General features: G+C 50.7%; 17 protein-coding genes. 9 read left to right on the top strand and 8 right to left on the bottom strand.

What is annotated here, in order from left to right; all coding sequences use genetic code 11:
- Positions 1 to 279: 279 nt before the first annotated feature.
- A complete protein-coding gene (locus ACJHXA_RS08115) occupies positions 280 to 1,380 on the top strand; it encodes a NapC/NirT family cytochrome c (protein ID WP_001214298.1) in 1,101 nt (366 codons plus the stop codon).
- A 24-nt stretch (positions 1,381 to 1,404) separates the two neighbouring features.
- Positions 1,405 to 3,834, top strand: a complete 2,430-nt coding sequence (torZ, locus tag ACJHXA_RS08110; protein ID WP_000176849.1) for a trimethylamine N-oxide reductase TorZ — start codon at positions 1,405 to 1,407, stop codon at positions 3,832 to 3,834.
- A gap of 164 nt (positions 3,835 to 3,998) precedes the next feature.
- Here the strand turns inward: torZ and cmoB are convergent, their stop codons facing one another.
- Genes cmoB through ACJHXA_RS08085 form a run of 5 tightly spaced genes read right to left on the bottom strand, consistent with a single transcriptional unit; the run spans position 3,999 to position 7,580 of the window.
- Complete coding sequence (gene cmoB / locus ACJHXA_RS08105) at positions 3,999 to 4,970, bottom strand: tRNA 5-methoxyuridine(34)/uridine 5-oxyacetic acid(34) synthase CmoB (protein ID WP_000564745.1); 972 nt, start codon at positions 4,968 to 4,970, stop codon at positions 3,999 to 4,001.
- The gene (cmoA, locus tag ACJHXA_RS08100; RefSeq protein WP_000019588.1) at positions 4,967 to 5,710 is read right to left on the bottom strand and encodes a carboxy-S-adenosyl-L-methionine synthase CmoA; all 744 of its coding nucleotides are present in this window, start codon (positions 5,708 to 5,710) and stop codon (positions 4,967 to 4,969) included. Before cmoA ends, cmoB begins: the two co-directional genes overlap by 4 nt.
- A 40-nt stretch (positions 5,711 to 5,750) precedes the next feature.
- Positions 5,751 to 6,146, bottom strand: coding sequence for an MAPEG family protein (locus ACJHXA_RS08095; RefSeq protein WP_000252979.1), 396 nt, complete (start codon positions 6,144 to 6,146; stop codon positions 5,751 to 5,753).
- 52 nt (positions 6,147 to 6,198) lie between these two features.
- Positions 6,199 to 7,017 carry a DUF72 domain-containing protein gene (locus ACJHXA_RS08090; RefSeq protein WP_000639275.1) on the bottom strand — a complete coding sequence of 273 codons (819 nt, stop codon included), beginning with the start codon at positions 7,015 to 7,017 and terminating at the stop codon, positions 6,199 to 6,201.
- Positions 7,014 to 7,580, bottom strand: coding sequence for a hydrolase (locus ACJHXA_RS08085; protein WP_000891610.1), 567 nt, complete (start codon positions 7,578 to 7,580; stop codon positions 7,014 to 7,016). Before ACJHXA_RS08085 ends, ACJHXA_RS08090 begins: the two co-directional genes overlap by 4 nt.
- Before the next feature lie 309 nt (positions 7,581 to 7,889).
- On the opposite strand from ACJHXA_RS08085, the gene aspS reads away from it, so the two are divergent.
- The 4 genes from aspS to ruvC are packed head-to-tail and all read left to right on the top strand — an operon-like array spanning position 7,890 to position 11,432.
- A complete protein-coding gene (aspS, locus tag ACJHXA_RS08080) occupies positions 7,890 to 9,662 on the top strand; it encodes an aspartate--tRNA ligase (protein WP_001258662.1) in 1,773 nt (590 codons plus the stop codon).
- The gene (nudB, locus tag ACJHXA_RS08075) at positions 9,655 to 10,107 is read left to right on the top strand and encodes a dihydroneopterin triphosphate diphosphatase (protein WP_077221229.1); all 453 of its coding nucleotides are present in this window, start codon (positions 9,655 to 9,657) and stop codon (positions 10,105 to 10,107) included. The genes aspS and nudB overlap by 8 nt, the downstream gene beginning before the upstream one ends.
- A 28-nt stretch (positions 10,108 to 10,135) precedes the next feature.
- A complete protein-coding gene (locus ACJHXA_RS08070) occupies positions 10,136 to 10,876 on the top strand; it encodes a YebC/PmpR family DNA-binding transcriptional regulator (protein WP_000907234.1) in 741 nt (246 codons plus the stop codon).
- 34 nt (positions 10,877 to 10,910) lie between these two features.
- Positions 10,911 to 11,432: a crossover junction endodeoxyribonuclease RuvC gene (ruvC, locus tag ACJHXA_RS08065; RefSeq protein ID WP_001295503.1), complete on the top strand. Its 522-nt coding sequence runs from the start codon at positions 10,911 to 10,913 to the stop codon at positions 11,430 to 11,432.
- Between the two features lies 1 nt (position 11,433).
- On the opposite strand, the gene ACJHXA_RS08060 is transcribed toward ruvC, so the two are convergent.
- Positions 11,434 to 12,036, bottom strand: coding sequence for a YebB family permuted papain-like enzyme (locus tag ACJHXA_RS08060; protein WP_001024930.1), 603 nt, complete (start codon positions 12,034 to 12,036; stop codon positions 11,434 to 11,436).
- A 70-nt stretch (positions 12,037 to 12,106) separates the two neighbouring features.
- Here ACJHXA_RS08060 and yobI point away from each other — a divergent pair, with 70 nt between their 5' ends.
- The 3 genes from yobI to ruvB all read left to right on the top strand — a co-directional run bounded on the left by yobI (position 12,107) and on the right by ruvB (position 13,941).
- On the top strand, positions 12,107 to 12,172 hold the full coding sequence (yobI, locus tag ACJHXA_RS08055; RefSeq protein WP_001386853.1) for a stress response small protein YobI: 66 nt from the start codon (positions 12,107 to 12,109) through the stop codon (positions 12,170 to 12,172).
- 138 nt (positions 12,173 to 12,310) lie between these two features.
- The gene (gene ruvA / locus ACJHXA_RS08050) at positions 12,311 to 12,922 is read left to right on the top strand and encodes a Holliday junction branch migration protein RuvA (protein WP_000580323.1); all 612 of its coding nucleotides are present in this window, start codon (positions 12,311 to 12,313) and stop codon (positions 12,920 to 12,922) included.
- Between the two features lie 8 nt (positions 12,923 to 12,930).
- Positions 12,931 to 13,941: a Holliday junction branch migration DNA helicase RuvB gene (gene ruvB / locus ACJHXA_RS08045; protein ID WP_000568519.1), complete on the top strand. Its 1,011-nt coding sequence runs from the start codon at positions 12,931 to 12,933 to the stop codon at positions 13,939 to 13,941.
- A 146-nt stretch (positions 13,942 to 14,087) separates the two neighbouring features.
- Here the strand turns inward: ruvB and znuB are convergent, their stop codons facing one another.
- Together znuB and znuC are read right to left on the bottom strand one after the other, a co-directional pair.
- Positions 14,088 to 14,873 carry a zinc ABC transporter permease subunit ZnuB gene (gene znuB / locus ACJHXA_RS08040; protein ID WP_000571465.1) on the bottom strand — a complete coding sequence of 262 codons (786 nt, stop codon included), beginning with the start codon at positions 14,871 to 14,873 and terminating at the stop codon, positions 14,088 to 14,090.
- Positions 14,870 to 15,625, bottom strand: a complete 756-nt coding sequence (gene znuC, locus ACJHXA_RS08035) for a zinc ABC transporter ATP-binding protein ZnuC (protein ID WP_000202996.1) — start codon at positions 15,623 to 15,625, stop codon at positions 14,870 to 14,872. The genes znuB and znuC overlap by 4 nt, the downstream gene beginning before the upstream one ends.
- Positions 15,626 to 15,639: the final 14 nt, after the last annotated feature.

Below are 15,639 nucleotides of genomic sequence, written 5' to 3'. Positions count from 1 at the left end.
AACCGTGATCTGTTGAGCGGGTGACAGTGAACATAGCGTTGTGCTAATAATATTTTTTATATTCACATTGATTATGGGATTTAAATTGCTAAAACTGATAAATATATATTCTAAATAGCAACTGGGTTATTCCTTAGCAATTAATGATTACATTGTAATAAATCATATTCTTTATCGATTATTTCAGGCAGTGTTGTGCCGAGTTATGCAAGTGGTTAATTCGTTGTGTATTTAATTATACAATGATTTCGGTGTTCTGGAATTTATTTAGAGGAATCTATGCGAGGGAAAAAACGCATTGGGTTATTGTTTTTGCTGATAGCGGTTGTGGTTGGTGGCGGCGGGTTATTGCTGGCGCAAAAAGCCTTACATAAAACGTCGGATACAGCATTTTGCCTTTCCTGCCACTCGATGAGTAAACCTTTTGAGGAATATCAGGGAACTGTCCACTTTTCGAACCAGAAAGGGATACGTGCGGAATGTGCCGATTGCCATATTCCAAAGTCAGGGATGGATTATTTATTTGCTAAATTAAAAGCATCTAAAGATATTTATCATGAATTTGTTAGCGGCAAAATAGACAGTGACGATAAGTTCGAAACTCATCGCCAGGAAATGGCCGAAACAGTATGGAAAGAATTAAAAGCAACTGACTCTGCAACGTGCCGTAGTTGCCATTCTTTTGATGCCATGGATATTGCCTCGCAAAGTGAATCTGCGCAGAAAATGCATAACAAAGCACAAAAGGGCGGCGAAACCTGTATCGATTGTCATAAAGGCATTGCCCATTTTCCGCCAGAAATAAAAATGGATGACAACGCGGCGCATGAGCTGGAAAGTCAGGCCGCTACTTCAGTGACTAATGGCGCACATATTTATCCTTTCAAAACTTCTCGCATAGGCGAGCTGGCTACCGTGAATCCTGGTGCCGATCTCACCGTCGTTGATGCCAGTGGCAAACAGCCGATCGTTCTGTTGCAGGGTTATCAAATGCAGGGCAGTGAAAACACGCTCTACCTGGCGGCAGGTCAACGGCTGGCGCTAGCCACATTAAGTGAAGAAGGTATCAAGGCGCTCACGGTAAACGGGGAATGGCAGGCTGACGAATACGGCAATCAATGGCGTCAGGCGTCTTTACAGGGTGCGCTTACCGATCCCGCATTAGCGGACCGTAAACCGCTATGGCAATACGCTGAAAAACTTGACGATACCTATTGCGCTGGTTGCCATGCGCCTATTGCCGCTGACCATTACACCGTCAATGCATGGCCGTCCATTGCCAAAGGAATGGGTGCGCGAACCAGCATGAGCGAAAACGAACTGGACATTTTGACGCGGTACTTCCAGTACAACGCCAAAGATATTACCGAGAAACAGTGATCCTCGTTGATCAGGGAGGAAGTTATGACATTAACAAGACGTGAATTTATTAAACACAGCGGTATTGCCGCTGGGGCGCTGGTGGTGACATCGGCAGCACCGCTACCCGCATGGGCAGAAGAGAAGGGCGGTAAAATCCTCACCGCGGGCCGTTGGGGAGCGATGAGCGTAGAAGTGAAGGACGGCAAGATTGTTTCTTCGACAGGCGCGCTGGCGAAAACCATACCGAACTCCTTACAGTCTACGGCGGCGGATCAGGTACACACCACGGCACGTATTCAGCATCCGATGGTAAGAAAAAGCTATCTCGATAATCCACTGCAACCGGCGAAAGGTCGTGGCGAAGATACTTATGTACAGGTGAGCTGGGAGCAAGCATTAAAACTGATTCATGAGCAACACGATCGCATTCGCAAAGCTAACGGACCATCGGCTATTTTTGCCGGATCATACGGCTGGCGCTCTTCTGGCGTGTTGCATAAAGCGCAAACCTTACTGCAACGTTATATGAACCTGGCGGGCGGTTATTCCGGGCATAGCGGCGATTATTCAACCGGGGCAGCACAGGTGATCATGCCGCATGTGGTCGGTTCTGTAGAGGTGTATGAACAGCAGACCTCCTGGCCGCTGATTCTGGAAAACAGCCAGGCTGTGGTGCTGTGGGGGATGAACCCGCTGAATACCTTAAAAATTGCCTGGAGCAGTACCGATGAGCAAGGGCTGGAATACTTCCATCAGCTGAAAAAATCTGGCAAACCAGTGATTGCCATTGATCCTATCCGCTCCGAAACCATCGAGTTCTTTGGTGATAATGCCACCTGGATCGCGCCGAATATGGGCACCGACGTGGCACTGATGTTAGGGATTGCGCATACCCTGATGACACAAGGTAAACACGATAAAGTGTTCCTTGAAAAATACACCACCGGGTATCCGCAGTTTGAAGAGTATCTGACAGGTAAGAGCGATAATACTCCGAAGAGCGCGGCCTGGGCGGCGGAAATTACTGGCGTACCGGAAGCGCAGATAGTCAAACTCGCTGAACTGATGGCGGCGAATCGCACAATGCTGATGGCTGGCTGGGGAATTCAGCGCCAGCAATATGGTGAACAGAAACACTGGATGCTGGTGACGCTGGCGGCGATGTTAGGGCAGATTGGTACACCGGGCGGCGGTTTTGGTTTCTCTTATCATTACTCCAACGGTGGCAATCCGACGCGTGTTGGCGGCGTGCTGCCGGAAATGTCTGCGGCGATTGCCGGACAGGCCAGCGAGGCCGCTGATGATGGCGGAATGACGGCGATTCCTGTTGCCCGTATCGTCGATGCGCTGGAAAATCCTGGTGGCAAATATCAGCATAACGGTAAAGAACAAACGTATCCGAATATCAAAATGATCTGGTGGGCGGGTGGCGGTAACTTTACCCATCACCAGGATACTAATCGTCTGATCAAAGCATGGCAGAAACCGGAGATGATCGTCGTTTCTGAATGCTACTGGACCGCAGCTGCTAAACATGCAGATATCGTATTACCGATCACCACATCGTTTGAGCGCAATGACTTGACGATGACCGGTGATTACAGCAACCAGCATATTGTGCCGATGAAGCAGGCTGTTGCTCCGCAATTTGAAGCGCGTAACGATTTTGACGTATTTGCCGATCTTGCTGAATTACTGAAACCTGGCGGAAAAGAGATCTATACCGAAGGTAAAGATGAAATGGCGTGGCTGAAATTTTTCTATGATGCCGCTCAGAAAGGTGCTCGTGCGCAACGCGTGACTATGCCGATGTTTAATGCCTTCTGGCAGCAAAATAAACTGATCGAAATGCGCCGCAGCGAGAAGAACGAACAGTACGTTCGTTATGCTGATTTCCGCGCCGATCCGGTGAAAAATGCGCTGGGTACGCCAAGCGGCAAAATTGAGATTTACTCCAAAACGCTGGAAAAATTTGGCTATAAGGATTGCCCGGCACACCCAACCTGGCTTGCGCCTGATGAGTGGAAGGGTACCGCCGACGAGAAGCAGTTGCAGCTTCTGACCGCACATCCGGCACACCGTTTACATAGTCAGCTTAACTATGCGGAACTGCGTAAAAAATATGCGGTTGCAGATCGTGAACCAATCACTATTCACACCGAAGATGCTGCTCGCTTTGGTATTGCGAATGGTGATCTGGTGCGTGTGTGGAACAAACGTGGTCAGATTCTGACAGGCGCGGTGGTGACTGACGGGATCAAAAAAGGCGTGGTATGCGTGCATGAAGGTGCATGGCCAGATCTGGAAAATGGCTTGTGTAAAAACGGCAGTGCGAACGTGTTAACGGCGGATATCCCCAGCTCGCAGCTGGCAAATGCCTGTGCCGGTAACTCTGCGCTGGTGTATATCGAAAAATATACGGGCAATGCGCCGAAGTTAACGGCGTTTGATCAGCCAGCTATTCAGGCATAAGAAGTGAATAGCGCCCGGAAACGGGCGCTGAGGTTATGCAAACGTAAAACTGCCTGATGCGCTATGCTTATCAGGCCTACATAGTCCCTGCAATAGATTGAATTAGCAAGGGTTTGTAGGCCGGATAAGGCATTCAAGCCGCATCCGGCAGTAATACCAGACCTTTACGGCTTGCGCGCAATCAGCACCGCGCGTTTAGGCGCAGGATAACCTTCAACTGTCTTACTCGGATCATGTGGGTCGAGGAAATCGGACAGAGATTCGGTAACCATCCATTCAGTGCGTCGCTGCTCTTCAGTAGTGGTAACGCACACATCCACAATGCGGATATCTACAAAACCACACTTCTTCAGCCAGTTTTTCAGCGCCAGCGCGGAAGGGATGAAATAGACATTACGCATTTGCGCGTAACGATCGCCTGGTACCAGCACCGTGTTCTCATCGCCATCAATAACCAGCGTTTCCAGCACCAGTTCACCCTCATTCACCAGTTGATCTTTCAACTGCCAGAGATGCTCCAGCGGCGAACGGCGATGGTAAAGCACGCCCATCGAAAAGACGGTATCAAAGGCTTTCAGTGCCGGAAGCTGTTCAATACCTAACGGTAACAAATGTGCGCGCTGATCGTTACCCAGTAGTTTACGCACCGCTTCAAACTGGCACAGAAACAGTTGCGTAGGGTCGATCCCCACCGCGAGGTGCGCGCCTGCGCCAATCATGCGCCACATGTGATAACCGCTGCCGCAGCCGACATCCAGAATGGTGCGTCCGGTTAAATCAGAAAGATGGGGCAGAACACGATCCCATTTCCAGTCGGAACGCCATTCGGTATCGATGTTGACGCCATACAGTGAGAACGGCCCTTTGCGCCATGGCATCAGGTTCCGCATAAGCGTTTCAATGCGTTTAATTTGCCCGGTGCTCAGTGGCTCTTCGCTTTCGGCGGTTACGCTATGCAATAAATCCAGACGATACGGTTTAATTTCAGGCAGAAATTCCACCGCGTTGGACCACTGCTTAAACAGCCCGTGCTGCTGCTCGCGCTGCCAGTTAGCAATCTGCGCGGGCAGCGTTTCGAGCCAGTGTGAAAGATGATTTTTGGCAATCAGAGAATAAAAGTTACCAAAGTCGATCATGCAGCGTCCTCTGCTTTTAATGCCACCAGTGAACCAAAGTTAAAGCACTGGAACCACAGCTCGCTATGCTCAAAACCGGCTTTATGCAGGCGTGCTTTATGGGTTTCCACGGAATCGGTCAGCATCACGTTTTCCAGCATGCTGCGCTTCTGGCTGATCTCCAGTTCGCTGTAACCGTTGGCACGTTTAAAGTCGTGGTGCATGTTGAACAACAGTTCACCAACTTTGGCATCTTCGAAACTGAATTTTTCCGAAAGCACCAGCGCGCCGCCCGGGTTCAGTCCTTGATAAATTTTATCCAGTAATGCCTGGCGCTCGGAAGGTTCCAGGAATTGCAGGGTAAAATTCAGCACCACCATCGATGCGTTTTCAATGGCGATATCGCGAATATCACCTTCAATGACGTCTACTGGCGTAGGGGCTTTATAGGCGTCAATATGACGACGGCAGCGTTCAATCATCGCCGGGGAGTTGTCGATGGCAATAATTTTGCAATTATCATGATGAATGTTGCGACGCACCGAGAGCGTCGCCGCGCCCAGAGAACAACCCAGATCGTAAACCTGCGTACCAGGTTGAACGAAGCGCTCGGCTAACATACCAATCATGGAAATAATATTGGAATAGCCGGGAACGGAACGCTGGATCATATCCGGGAAGACTTCAGCTACCCGTTCATCAAAGGTCCAGTCGCCCAGTCTGGCGATAGGGGCAGAAAATAGCGTGTCGCGGTGAGACATAACGTAAAAATCCGGGAAAAAGAAAGTGGCGTATTGTGCGCTAACGCAGGGAGAAAACCAACTCCCAGGGCATATACCAAAGATTCGCCAGCACCATCAGCAACAGCGCACACCAGGTGGCGCTCATGCCGGAACGTCGCCAGCGGAACAGACGGTGATGAAAACCGTAATAATGCATCAGACGACCAGCAAGCAAAACGATGCCGCAAATATGCACCATCCAGGTTTCTGCGCCATTCATTTCCATAAACAGCATCAGCACAATCGCGATGGGAATATATTCCACCGCGTTACCATGAATGCGAATAGCGCTTTGCAGTTCGCTAAAACCACCGTCACCATAGGCAACGCGGTACTGCAAACGCAAGCGAACGACATCAAAAGAGAACTTCATTAATAACAACGCACTTAAAACGGCATACAGCGCGCTTACCATACAAACTCCCTTTAAAATGGCCGATGGCACCTGTCTATGATAGGTGGCAAATTCAGAAAAGAGAAGATTGCTGTGGAATAGCCGGAACTGCTCCGATCTCTGGAAGCGTTTTACGTAAGTCTTCCCACAGGGTATGTACCAGTTCCGGGGCCTGGGCAATGTCTGGCGTATGTAAAAAAAGATAAGGCGTAGTGGTCTGATGCCACTGCACTAATTTTTGTAACCAGACCTGAAATAATTCCCGGTTTTGCGTCATATCATCACTACCGATAAAACGGATCAGCGGATTTGTCGCCGTCAGTACAGCATGTACCGGAACTTTAGGTTTTTTTCGTTGAGCGTCGCGAATAGCTTCACTGTGTGGACGTGCTGCATGAACCGGGCGGCTGTCTAAAATCACCCGATTAACGCCGCGCTGATGTAAACCGCGATTAAGCGTTTGTTCCTCTTCCCCTTTGGCGAAAAACTGTGGATGGCGGACTTCCACACCATAATTAAATTCGCCAGGGAGAGAATCGAGAAAATGCCAAAGCGCAGGCAGCTCCCGTGGGCCGAATGTGGCAGGCAGTTGCAGCCAGTATTGCCCAATGCGCGGAGCCAACGGTGACATGCGGGTCAAAAATTCAGTCACTAAATCATCGCAATGTCGTAATGCTGCCTGATGCGAAATGGTCGCCGGAAACTTAAAACAGAAGCGGAAGTCATCTGTGGTCTGTTCACGCCAGCGCAGGACAACCTCGGGTTTCGGCAGGGCGTAAAGCGTGGTGTTGCCCTCCACGCAGTTAAAGTGGCGGGCATACTCTTCAAGGCTGGTGATTCCCAACCGCACCCATTTAGGATGCGACCATTGCGGTAGACCGATGTAAATCATAACGCGTGAAGGATCTCTTCCACGCTACGCACACGGGCGATGCGTGGGTAGATATGGTTGATGCTGTTATTGTGCTGCTCGGCGCTGGCGGCACTACAGGCGTCTTCGGCAATCACCAGATTAAAGCCAAGTTCCCAGGCATTGCGGGCGGTGGATTCAACACCGATATTGGTCGAGATCCCACATAACACTATTGTATCGATACCTCGGCGGCGCAGTTGCAACTCCAGATCCGTACCGTAAAACGCACCCCACTGACGTTTGATGATTTCGATATCACTGTCAGTTGCACCTAATGCAGCTGGATGTTGCCACCAGTTTTCGGGCAACACTTTAGCGGGGGAGGGGGCATCAACCGGCTGTTTTAATGCTTCGGCGTGATCGGCAGACCAGCCAACGCGCACCAGAAACACGGGCTGACCGCTGGCGCGAAATTTCGCCGCCAGCTTCCCGGCGCGATTAACTACCTCATCGGCAGTATGTGGACCACCGGCAAAAGGTAAGATGCCTTCTTGTAAATCGATCACCACCAACGCAGTGGTTTTAGCATTAAGTTCAAGCATGCTGACTCCTGAAAAAACAAAATCGTGCCTCACACCTTAATGCGATTAGCCGATGGCGGAACGACAAATTTTGTTAATTTTTATGAGTTCGGGCAACACCTTTATAGCAAACTGGCGTAGAGTCTGATTTCAGGCCCGATATAAAGTGGTAACGAGGCGTTCCAGCGCGGGCCAGGCTCTTACGGTGCGGCAGAATTTCCAGTATAATAGCCGCCTTTTTTCATTCAGTTGTGACATACAGCTAACGCTGCGACTTGGTCACCTGCGCAGCAGGGGGCATCCGCCGGCAGCTAAGTTAAGGGATATCTCATGCGTACAGAATATTGTGGACAGCTCCGTTTGTCCCACGTGGGGCAGCAGGTGACTCTGTGTGGTTGGGTCAACCGTCGTCGTGATCTTGGTAGCCTGATCTTCATCGATATGCGCGACCGCGAAGGTATCGTGCAGGTATTTTTCGATCCGGATCGTGCGGACGCGTTAAAGCTGGCCTCTGAACTGCGTAATGAGTTCTGCATTCAGGTTACGGGCACCGTACGTGCGCGTGACGAAAAAAATATTAACCGCGATATGGCGACCGGCGAAATTGAAGTGCTGGCGTCCTCGCTGACTATCATCAACCGCGCAGATGTTCTGCCGCTTGACTCTAACCACGTCAACACCGAAGAAGCGCGTCTGAAATACCGCTACCTCGACCTGCGTCGCCCGGAAATGGCGCAGCGCCTGAAAACCCGCGCTAAAATCACCAGCCTGGTGCGCCGTTTTATGGATGACCACGGCTTCCTCGACATCGAAACTCCGATGCTGACCAAAGCCACGCCGGAAGGCGCGCGTGACTACCTGGTGCCTTCTCGTGTGCACAAAGGTAAATTCTACGCACTGCCGCAATCCCCACAGTTGTTCAAACAGCTGCTGATGATGTCCGGTTTTGACCGTTACTATCAGATCGTTAAATGCTTCCGTGACGAAGACCTGCGCGCTGATCGTCAGCCTGAATTTACTCAGATCGATGTGGAAACTTCTTTCATGACCGCGCCGCAAGTGCGTGAAGTGATGGAAGCGCTGGTGCGTCATTTGTGGCTGGAAGTGAAGGGCGTGGATCTGGGCGATTTCCCGGTAATGACCTTTGCGGAAGCAGAACGCCGTTATGGTTCTGATAAACCGGATCTGCGTAACCCGATGGAACTGACCGACGTTGCTGATCTGCTGAAATCTGTTGAGTTTGCAGTATTTGCAGGTCCGGCGAACGATCCGAAAGGTCGCGTTGCCGCTCTGCGCGTTCCGGGCGGCGCATCGCTGACCCGTAAGCAGATCGACGAATACGGTAACTTCGTTAAAATCTACGGCGCGAAAGGTCTGGCTTACATCAAAGTTAACGAACGCGCGAAAGGTCTGGAAGGTATCAACAGCCCGGTAGCGAAGTTCCTTAATGCAGAAATCATCGAAGCCATCCTGGATCGTACTGCCGCGCAAGATGGCGATATGATTTTCTTCGGTGCCGACAACAAGAAAATTGTTGCCGACGCGATGGGCGCACTGCGCCTGAAAGTGGGTAAAGACCTTGGTCTGACCGACGAAAGCAAATGGGCACCGCTGTGGGTTATCGACTTCCCGATGTTTGAAGACGACGGTGAAGGCGGCCTGACGGCAATGCACCATCCGTTCACCTCACCGAAAGACATGACTGCTGCAGAACTGAAAGCTGCACCGGAAAATGCGGTGGCGAACGCTTACGATATGGTCATCAATGGTTACGAAGTGGGCGGTGGTTCAGTACGTATCCATAATGGTGATATGCAGCAGACGGTGTTTGGTATTCTGGGTATCAACGAAGAGGAACAGCGCGAGAAATTCGGCTTCCTGCTCGACGCTCTGAAATACGGTACTCCGCCGCACGCAGGTCTGGCATTCGGTCTTGACCGTCTGACCATGCTGCTGACCGGCACCGACAATATCCGTGACGTTATTGCCTTCCCGAAAACCACGGCGGCAGCGTGTCTGATGACTGAAGCACCGAGCTTTGCTAACCCGACTGCACTGGCTGAGCTGAGCATTCAGGTTGTGAAGAAGGCTGAGAATAACTGATATGGCTTATAAGCGTCCCGTTTCGATCTTAGTGGTCATCTACGCACAAGATACGAAACGGGTGCTGATGTTGCAGCGGCGTGACGATCCCGATTTCTGGCAGTCGGTAACCGGCAGCGTGGAAGAGGGGGAAACCGCGCCGCAAGCTGCCGTGCGCGAAGTAAAGGAAGAGGTCACCATTGATGTTGTCGCTGAACAACTGACCTTAATTGACTGTCAGCGCACGGTAGAGTTTGAAATTTTTTCACATTTACGTCATCGCTATGCGCCGGGCGTGACGCGTAATACGGAATCATGGTTCTGTCTTGCGCTCCCACACGAGCGGCAGATCGTTTTCACTGAACATCTGGCTTACAAGTGGCTTGATGCGCCTGCTGCGGCGGCGCTCACTAAGTCCTGGAGCAACCGGCAGGCGATTGAACAGTTTGTAATTAACGCTGCCTGAACAGGCAGGGCTATCTGGAGATATTTTTATGGCAGGTCATAGTAAATGGGCCAACACCAGACATCGTAAAGCTGCGCAGGATGCAAAGCGCGGTAAAATCTTCACTAAAATCATTCGTGAGCTGGTAACCGCGGCTAAGCTGGGCGGTGGCGATCCGGACGCTAACCCGCGTCTGCGTGCAGCAATTGATAAAGCACTGTCTAACAACATGACCCGCGACACACTGAACCGCGCAATTGCACGTGGTGTGGGCGGTGATGATGATGCAAACATGGAAACCATCATCTACGAAGGTTACGGTCCTGGCGGCACGGCAATCATGATTGAATGTCTGTCTGACAACCGCAACCGTACCGTTGCTGAAGTGCGTCATGCATTCAGCAAATGTGGCGGTAACCTCGGTACAGATGGTTCCGTAGCCTATCTGTTCAGCAAAAAAGGCGTGATCTCCTTCGAGAAAGGCGATGAAGACACCATCATGGAAGCAGCTCTGGAAGCAGGTGCTGAAGACGTTGTGACCTATGATGACGGCGCGATTGATGTCTACACTGCATGGGAAGAAATGGGTAAAGTGCGCGACGCTCTGGAAGCGGCAGGTCTGAAAGCAGACAGCGCGGAAGTTTCCATGATCCCGTCCACCAAAGCTGATATGGATGCAGAAACCGCACCGAAACTGATGCGTCTGATCGATATGCTGGAAGATTGCGACGACGTGCAGGAAGTTTACCATAACGGTGAAATCTCTGATGAGGTCGCAGCGACTCTCTGATGAGGCCTGCTAAACAGCAAAACGGAGACGCGTGATGGCTATTATTCTCGGCATTGATCCGGGTTCGCGCGTGACCGGCTATGGCGTAATTCGCCAGGTAGGCAGGCAACTGTCCTACCTGGGTAGCGGATGCATACGCACCAAAGTGGATGATTTACCGTCTCGTCTGAAGCTCATCTATGCGGGCGTGACGGAAATCATCACCCAGTTCCAGCCTGATTATTTCGCCATTGAACAAGTCTTTATGGCGAAGAACGCTGACTCAGCCCTGAAACTGGGCCAGGCGCGCGGCGTGGCGATTGTTGCGGCGGTGAATCAGGAATTGCCGGTATTTGAATACGCGGCACGTCAGGTAAAGCAAACGGTGGTAGGTATTGGTAGTGCCGAAAAAAGCCAGGTGCAGCATATGGTCCGCACCTTGCTGAAACTGCCCGCTAATCCACAGGCGGATGCCGCCGATGCGTTAGCTATCGCGATTACCCATTGTCACGTCAGTCAGAATGCGATGCAGATGAGCGAATCGCGGCTGAACCTGGCGAGAGGGCGACTGCGTTAAGTTATACCGCCTCGGTCAGTTCAGGCTGAGGCGTTTCAACTCCCTCCGCGTGAATCAACACCAAACCCGGATGATGCCACAAACTGGCTGGCGTGACGGTTTTACGCTCCCACGGAATAGAACCTAAGAACCAGAATTTCCAGAAAGTGAGTTTTGCATTCGGATTGCTATTTAACAGTTGTCCAAACGTCTCTATTTCACCCACCGGAATACATAGCGCCTCTTTATAAATATCAAAGACAAATTTTGAACAGAACTGGCGGGAAGATTCGTATTTAAAACCCGTGTGGTAAAGTTTGCGTAGCCGGGAAGGAACCTGTTCAACAATTCGTTGTTTTTGTTGTTCTGTCAGCCCAGCGTCTAATCGCTTTATAGCATAGCGTTGATTAGACGAACGTTTAATAAAACGAGATAGCGTGGTGATGGTTGAAAGGGGAACCCGGCTTTCTGCAACCAGGAAGTCTTCACCGTTATGACCGATAATGATCCCGACGTGATTACTCCAGCAATTTGATGCAGCTGATATTTGACCAAATAAGGCAGCACCTATACATGTAAAGACGATATCTCCAATTTCATATTCAGCAGGGTAATTAATATTCACGTTGTCATTCCATTGAAATCGATACGAATATACGTAATAGCATAAAAAATTTATTTTTTCAGGAGTCGCAATGTATATTTTTATTACGCATTTCTTCACTGAATATGTAATATTCAAATATTTGCTTCCAATATAACCTGTTGAATAAATTATACTCTGCCATTTTTCAGATCATCGGGACACCTCGCAAGTTTTCTTCATCCTTCGCTGGATATCTATCCAGCATTTTTTTATCATACAGCATTATCTTTGATTCATTACGCAGGAGCGTCATGTGATAGGCAGACTCAGAGGCATCATCATTGAAAAACAACCCCCGCTGGTGTTAATTGAAGTGGGCGGCGTAGGCTATGAAGTGCATATGCCGATGACCTGTTTTTATGAACTCCCTGAAGCGGGTCAGGAAGCGATCGTTTTCACCCACTTTGTGGTGCGTGAAGACGCGCAACTGCTGTACGGTTTTAACAATAAACAAGAGCGCACATTGTTCAAAGAGTTGATCAAAACCAACGGCGTCGGCCCGAAGTTGGCGCTGGCGATCCTCTCCGGAATGTCAGCGCAGCAGTTCGTTAATGCCGTTGAGCGTGAAGAAGTGGGGGCGCTGGTGAAACTGCCGGGTATTGGCAAAAAAACCGCCGAACGCTTGATTGTTGAAATGAAAGACCGATTTAAAGGTTTGCATGGCGATCTCTTTACGCCAGCCGCCGACCTGGTACTCACATCACCTGCCAGCCCGGCGACCGACGATGCTGAACAAGAAGCAGTTGCCGCGCTGGTGGCGCTGGGCTATAAACCACAAGAGGCAAGCCGCATGGTGAGCAAAATCGCTCGCCCTGACGCCAGCAGTGAAACATTAATTCGCGAAGCCCTACGCGCCGCGTTATGAGGTAAAGGATGATTGAAGCAGACCGTCTGATTTCTGCCGGTACCACTTTGCCGGAAGATGTGGCAGATCGCGCCATTCGCCCTAAATTACTGGAAGAGTATGTTGGTCAGCCGCAGGTTCGTTCACAGATGGAGATTTTCATCAAAGCAGCGAAACTGCGCGGCGATGCCCTCGATCATCTGTTGATTTTCGGTCCTCCGGGGTTGGGTAAAACTACGCTTGCCAACATCGTCGCCAATGAAATGGGCGTTAATTTACGCACGACTTCTGGTCCGGTGCTGGAAAAGGCGGGCGATCTGGCAGCGATGCTCACTAACCTTGAACCGCATGACGTGTTGTTTATTGATGAGATCCACCGTCTTTCGCCAGTGGTGGAAGAGGTGTTGTATCCGGCAATGGAAGACTACCAACTGGATATCATGATTGGTGAAGGTCCGGCGGCACGCTCCATTAAAATTGATTTGCCGCCGTTTACCCTGATTGGTGCAACCACGCGCGCAGGTTCGCTGACATCACCGTTGCGCGATCGTTTTGGTATTGTGCAGCGTCTGGAGTTTTATCAGGTGCCGGATCTGCAATATATCGTCAGTCGCAGCGCACGCTTTATGGGGCTTGAGATGAGTGATGACGGCGCGCTGGAAGTTGCTCGTCGAGCTCGCGGTACGCCGCGCATTGCCAACCGTCTGCTGCGTCGAGTGCGTGATTTCGCCGAAGTGAAGCACGATGGCACCATCTCGGCAGATATCGCTGCTCAGGCGTTGGATATGTTGAATGTCGATGCTGAAGGTTTCGATTATATGGACCGCAAGTTATTGCTGGCGGTAATCGATAAGTTCTTTGGTGGGCCGGTAGGTCTGGATAACCTTGCGGCAGCCATTGGCGAAGAACGTGAAACCATTGAGGATGTGCTGGAACCTTATTTGATTCAGCAAGGCTTTTTGCAGCGTACACCGCGTGGGCGTATGGCGACGACGCGGGCGTGGAATCACTTTGGCATAACGCCGCCAGAAATGCCGTAAGTCGGATTGGTCGCTCGCGCCGCATCCGACACTGGCAGTGTGTCTGATGCGACACTGTTCGCGTCTTATCAGGCCAGCCAGAGATAGCGAACCGTAGGTCGGATAAGGCGCTCGCGCCGCATCCGACAAATGTGTTCAGCGATAGATTAGCTGGCCTGCTTTTTCATCATACTGAGAATAAATAACAGTGCCGCACATAGCACCACCGACGGACCCGCCGGCGTATCGTAAAACGCGGAAAAGGTTAAACCGCCAGTTACTGCCACCATCCCCACCAAAACAGCGACACCAGCCATCTGTTCCGGCGTACGGGCAAAGCGACGCGCAGTAGCTGCAGGAATAATCAGCAGTGAAGTAATAATCAACGCGCCAACAAATTTCATCGCTACACCAATCGTCAATGCCGTCACCAGCATCAACAACAATTTCACGCGCTGTAATTTCACACCATCAACAAACGCCAGATCCGGGCTAATCGTCATCGACAGCAAATTGCGCCATTGCCAGAACAAAATAGCCACCACGATGACCACGCCAATCGCAATAGCGATGAGATCTTCTGGCGTCACTGCCAGCAAATCACCGAACAGGTAAGCCATCAAATCAACACGAATGTTAGACATCAGACTAACGACCACCAGGCCCAGCGACAGGGCACTGTGCGCCATAATCCCTAATAACGTGTCAATCGCCAGCTGTGGACGCTTCTCCAGCCATACCAGACCGCCCGCCAGGAGCAGCGTAACGGCAATTACCGCATAGAATGGATTCACGTCCAGCAACAAACCAAACGCGACGCCAAGTAATGAGGCATGAGCCAGCGTATCACCGAAATAAGACATACGACGCCAGACTACAAACGAACCCAGCGGACCCGCGGCACAGGCGAGCATGATCCCGGCTAACCAACCGGGAAATAATAATTCAATCATGAGCGATCATTTCCCCGACGCAAAACAATTCGTCCCTGTAAATCGTGACGATGATTATGATGATGGCGATAGATACCCAGTTGTTCAGCACCACGAGGACCAAACATAGAAATAAACTCCGGATGTAGGGAAACAACTTCCGGTGTGCCGGAACAACAAATGTGGTGATTCAGACACAGCACTTCATCGGTTTTTGCCATTACCAGATGCAGATCGTGAGAGACCATTAAAACGCCACAATCCAGTTCGCGACGCAGTTGGTCAATAAGGTCATATAACGCCACCTGGCCATTTACATCCACGCCTTGAGTGGGTTCATCCAGCACTAATAATTGCGGGCGATTTAACAATGCTCGCGCTAATAGTACACGCTGCGTTTCGCCACCAGAGAGCTTTTGCATCGGTGCGTTAATCAGGTGCCCGGCCTGGACACGTTTCAGTGCAGGCAAAATATCTTCTTTATGTGTACCAGGGCGTAAGCGTAAAAAACGGTTTACGGTCAGTGGCAACGTGGTGTCGAGATACAGCTTCTGCGGTACATAGCCGATGCGCAGTTTTCCGTTGCGCTTGATAACCCCTTCATCGGGTGTTACCAGCCCGAGCACTACCCGTACCAGTGTCGACTTACCTGCGCCATTTGGCCCAAGTAAAGTCAAAATTTTTCCAGGTTTAAGTTCCAGCGACACATCAGAGAGGACGCGGCGTTGGCCAAAAGAAACCGAGACATTTTCCAGGGAAACCAGACTTGTCATGTTAATTTTAGTCT

This window comes from Escherichia sp. WS33, assembly GCF_046486385.1.
GTDB lineage: Bacteria > Pseudomonadota > Gammaproteobacteria > Enterobacterales > Enterobacteriaceae > ECMA0423.
Note: the sequence above shows the minus strand (reverse complement) of the source record. Positions and strands in the feature narration are given on the sequence as shown.

Bases quoted from the DNA above. Each gene is read 5' to 3' on its own strand.
- ACJHXA_RS08115 (WP_001214298.1), top strand. From the start codon at position 280: ATGCGAGGGAAAAAACGCATTGGGTTATTGTTTTTGCTGATAGCGGTT.
- torZ (WP_000176849.1), top strand. From the start codon at position 1,405: ATGACATTAACAAGACGTGAATTTATTAAACACAGCGGTATTGCCGCT.
- cmoB (WP_000564745.1), bottom strand. From the start codon at position 4,970: ATGATCGACTTTGGTAACTTTTATTCTCTGATTGCCAAAAATCATCTT.
- cmoA (WP_000019588.1), bottom strand. From the start codon at position 5,710: ATGTCTCACCGCGACACGCTATTTTCTGCCCCTATCGCCAGACTGGGC.
- ACJHXA_RS08095 (WP_000252979.1), bottom strand. From the start codon at position 6,146: ATGGTAAGCGCGCTGTATGCCGTTTTAAGTGCGTTGTTATTAATGAAG.
- ACJHXA_RS08090 (WP_000639275.1), bottom strand. From the start codon at position 7,017: ATGATTTACATCGGTCTACCGCAATGGTCGCATCCTAAATGGGTGCGG.
- ACJHXA_RS08085 (WP_000891610.1), bottom strand. From the start codon at position 7,580: ATGCTTGAACTTAATGCTAAAACCACTGCGTTGGTGGTGATCGATTTA.
- aspS (WP_001258662.1), top strand. From the start codon at position 7,890: ATGCGTACAGAATATTGTGGACAGCTCCGTTTGTCCCACGTGGGGCAG.
- ACJHXA_RS08070 (WP_000907234.1), top strand. From the start codon at position 10,136: ATGGCAGGTCATAGTAAATGGGCCAACACCAGACATCGTAAAGCTGCG.
- ruvC (WP_001295503.1), top strand. From the start codon at position 10,911: ATGGCTATTATTCTCGGCATTGATCCGGGTTCGCGCGTGACCGGCTAT.
- ruvB (WP_000568519.1), top strand. From the start codon at position 12,931: ATGATTGAAGCAGACCGTCTGATTTCTGCCGGTACCACTTTGCCGGAA.
- znuB (WP_000571465.1), bottom strand. From the start codon at position 14,873: ATGATTGAATTATTATTTCCCGGTTGGTTAGCCGGGATCATGCTCGCC.
- znuC (WP_000202996.1), bottom strand. From the start codon at position 15,625: ATGACAAGTCTGGTTTCCCTGGAAAATGTCTCGGTTTCTTTTGGCCAA.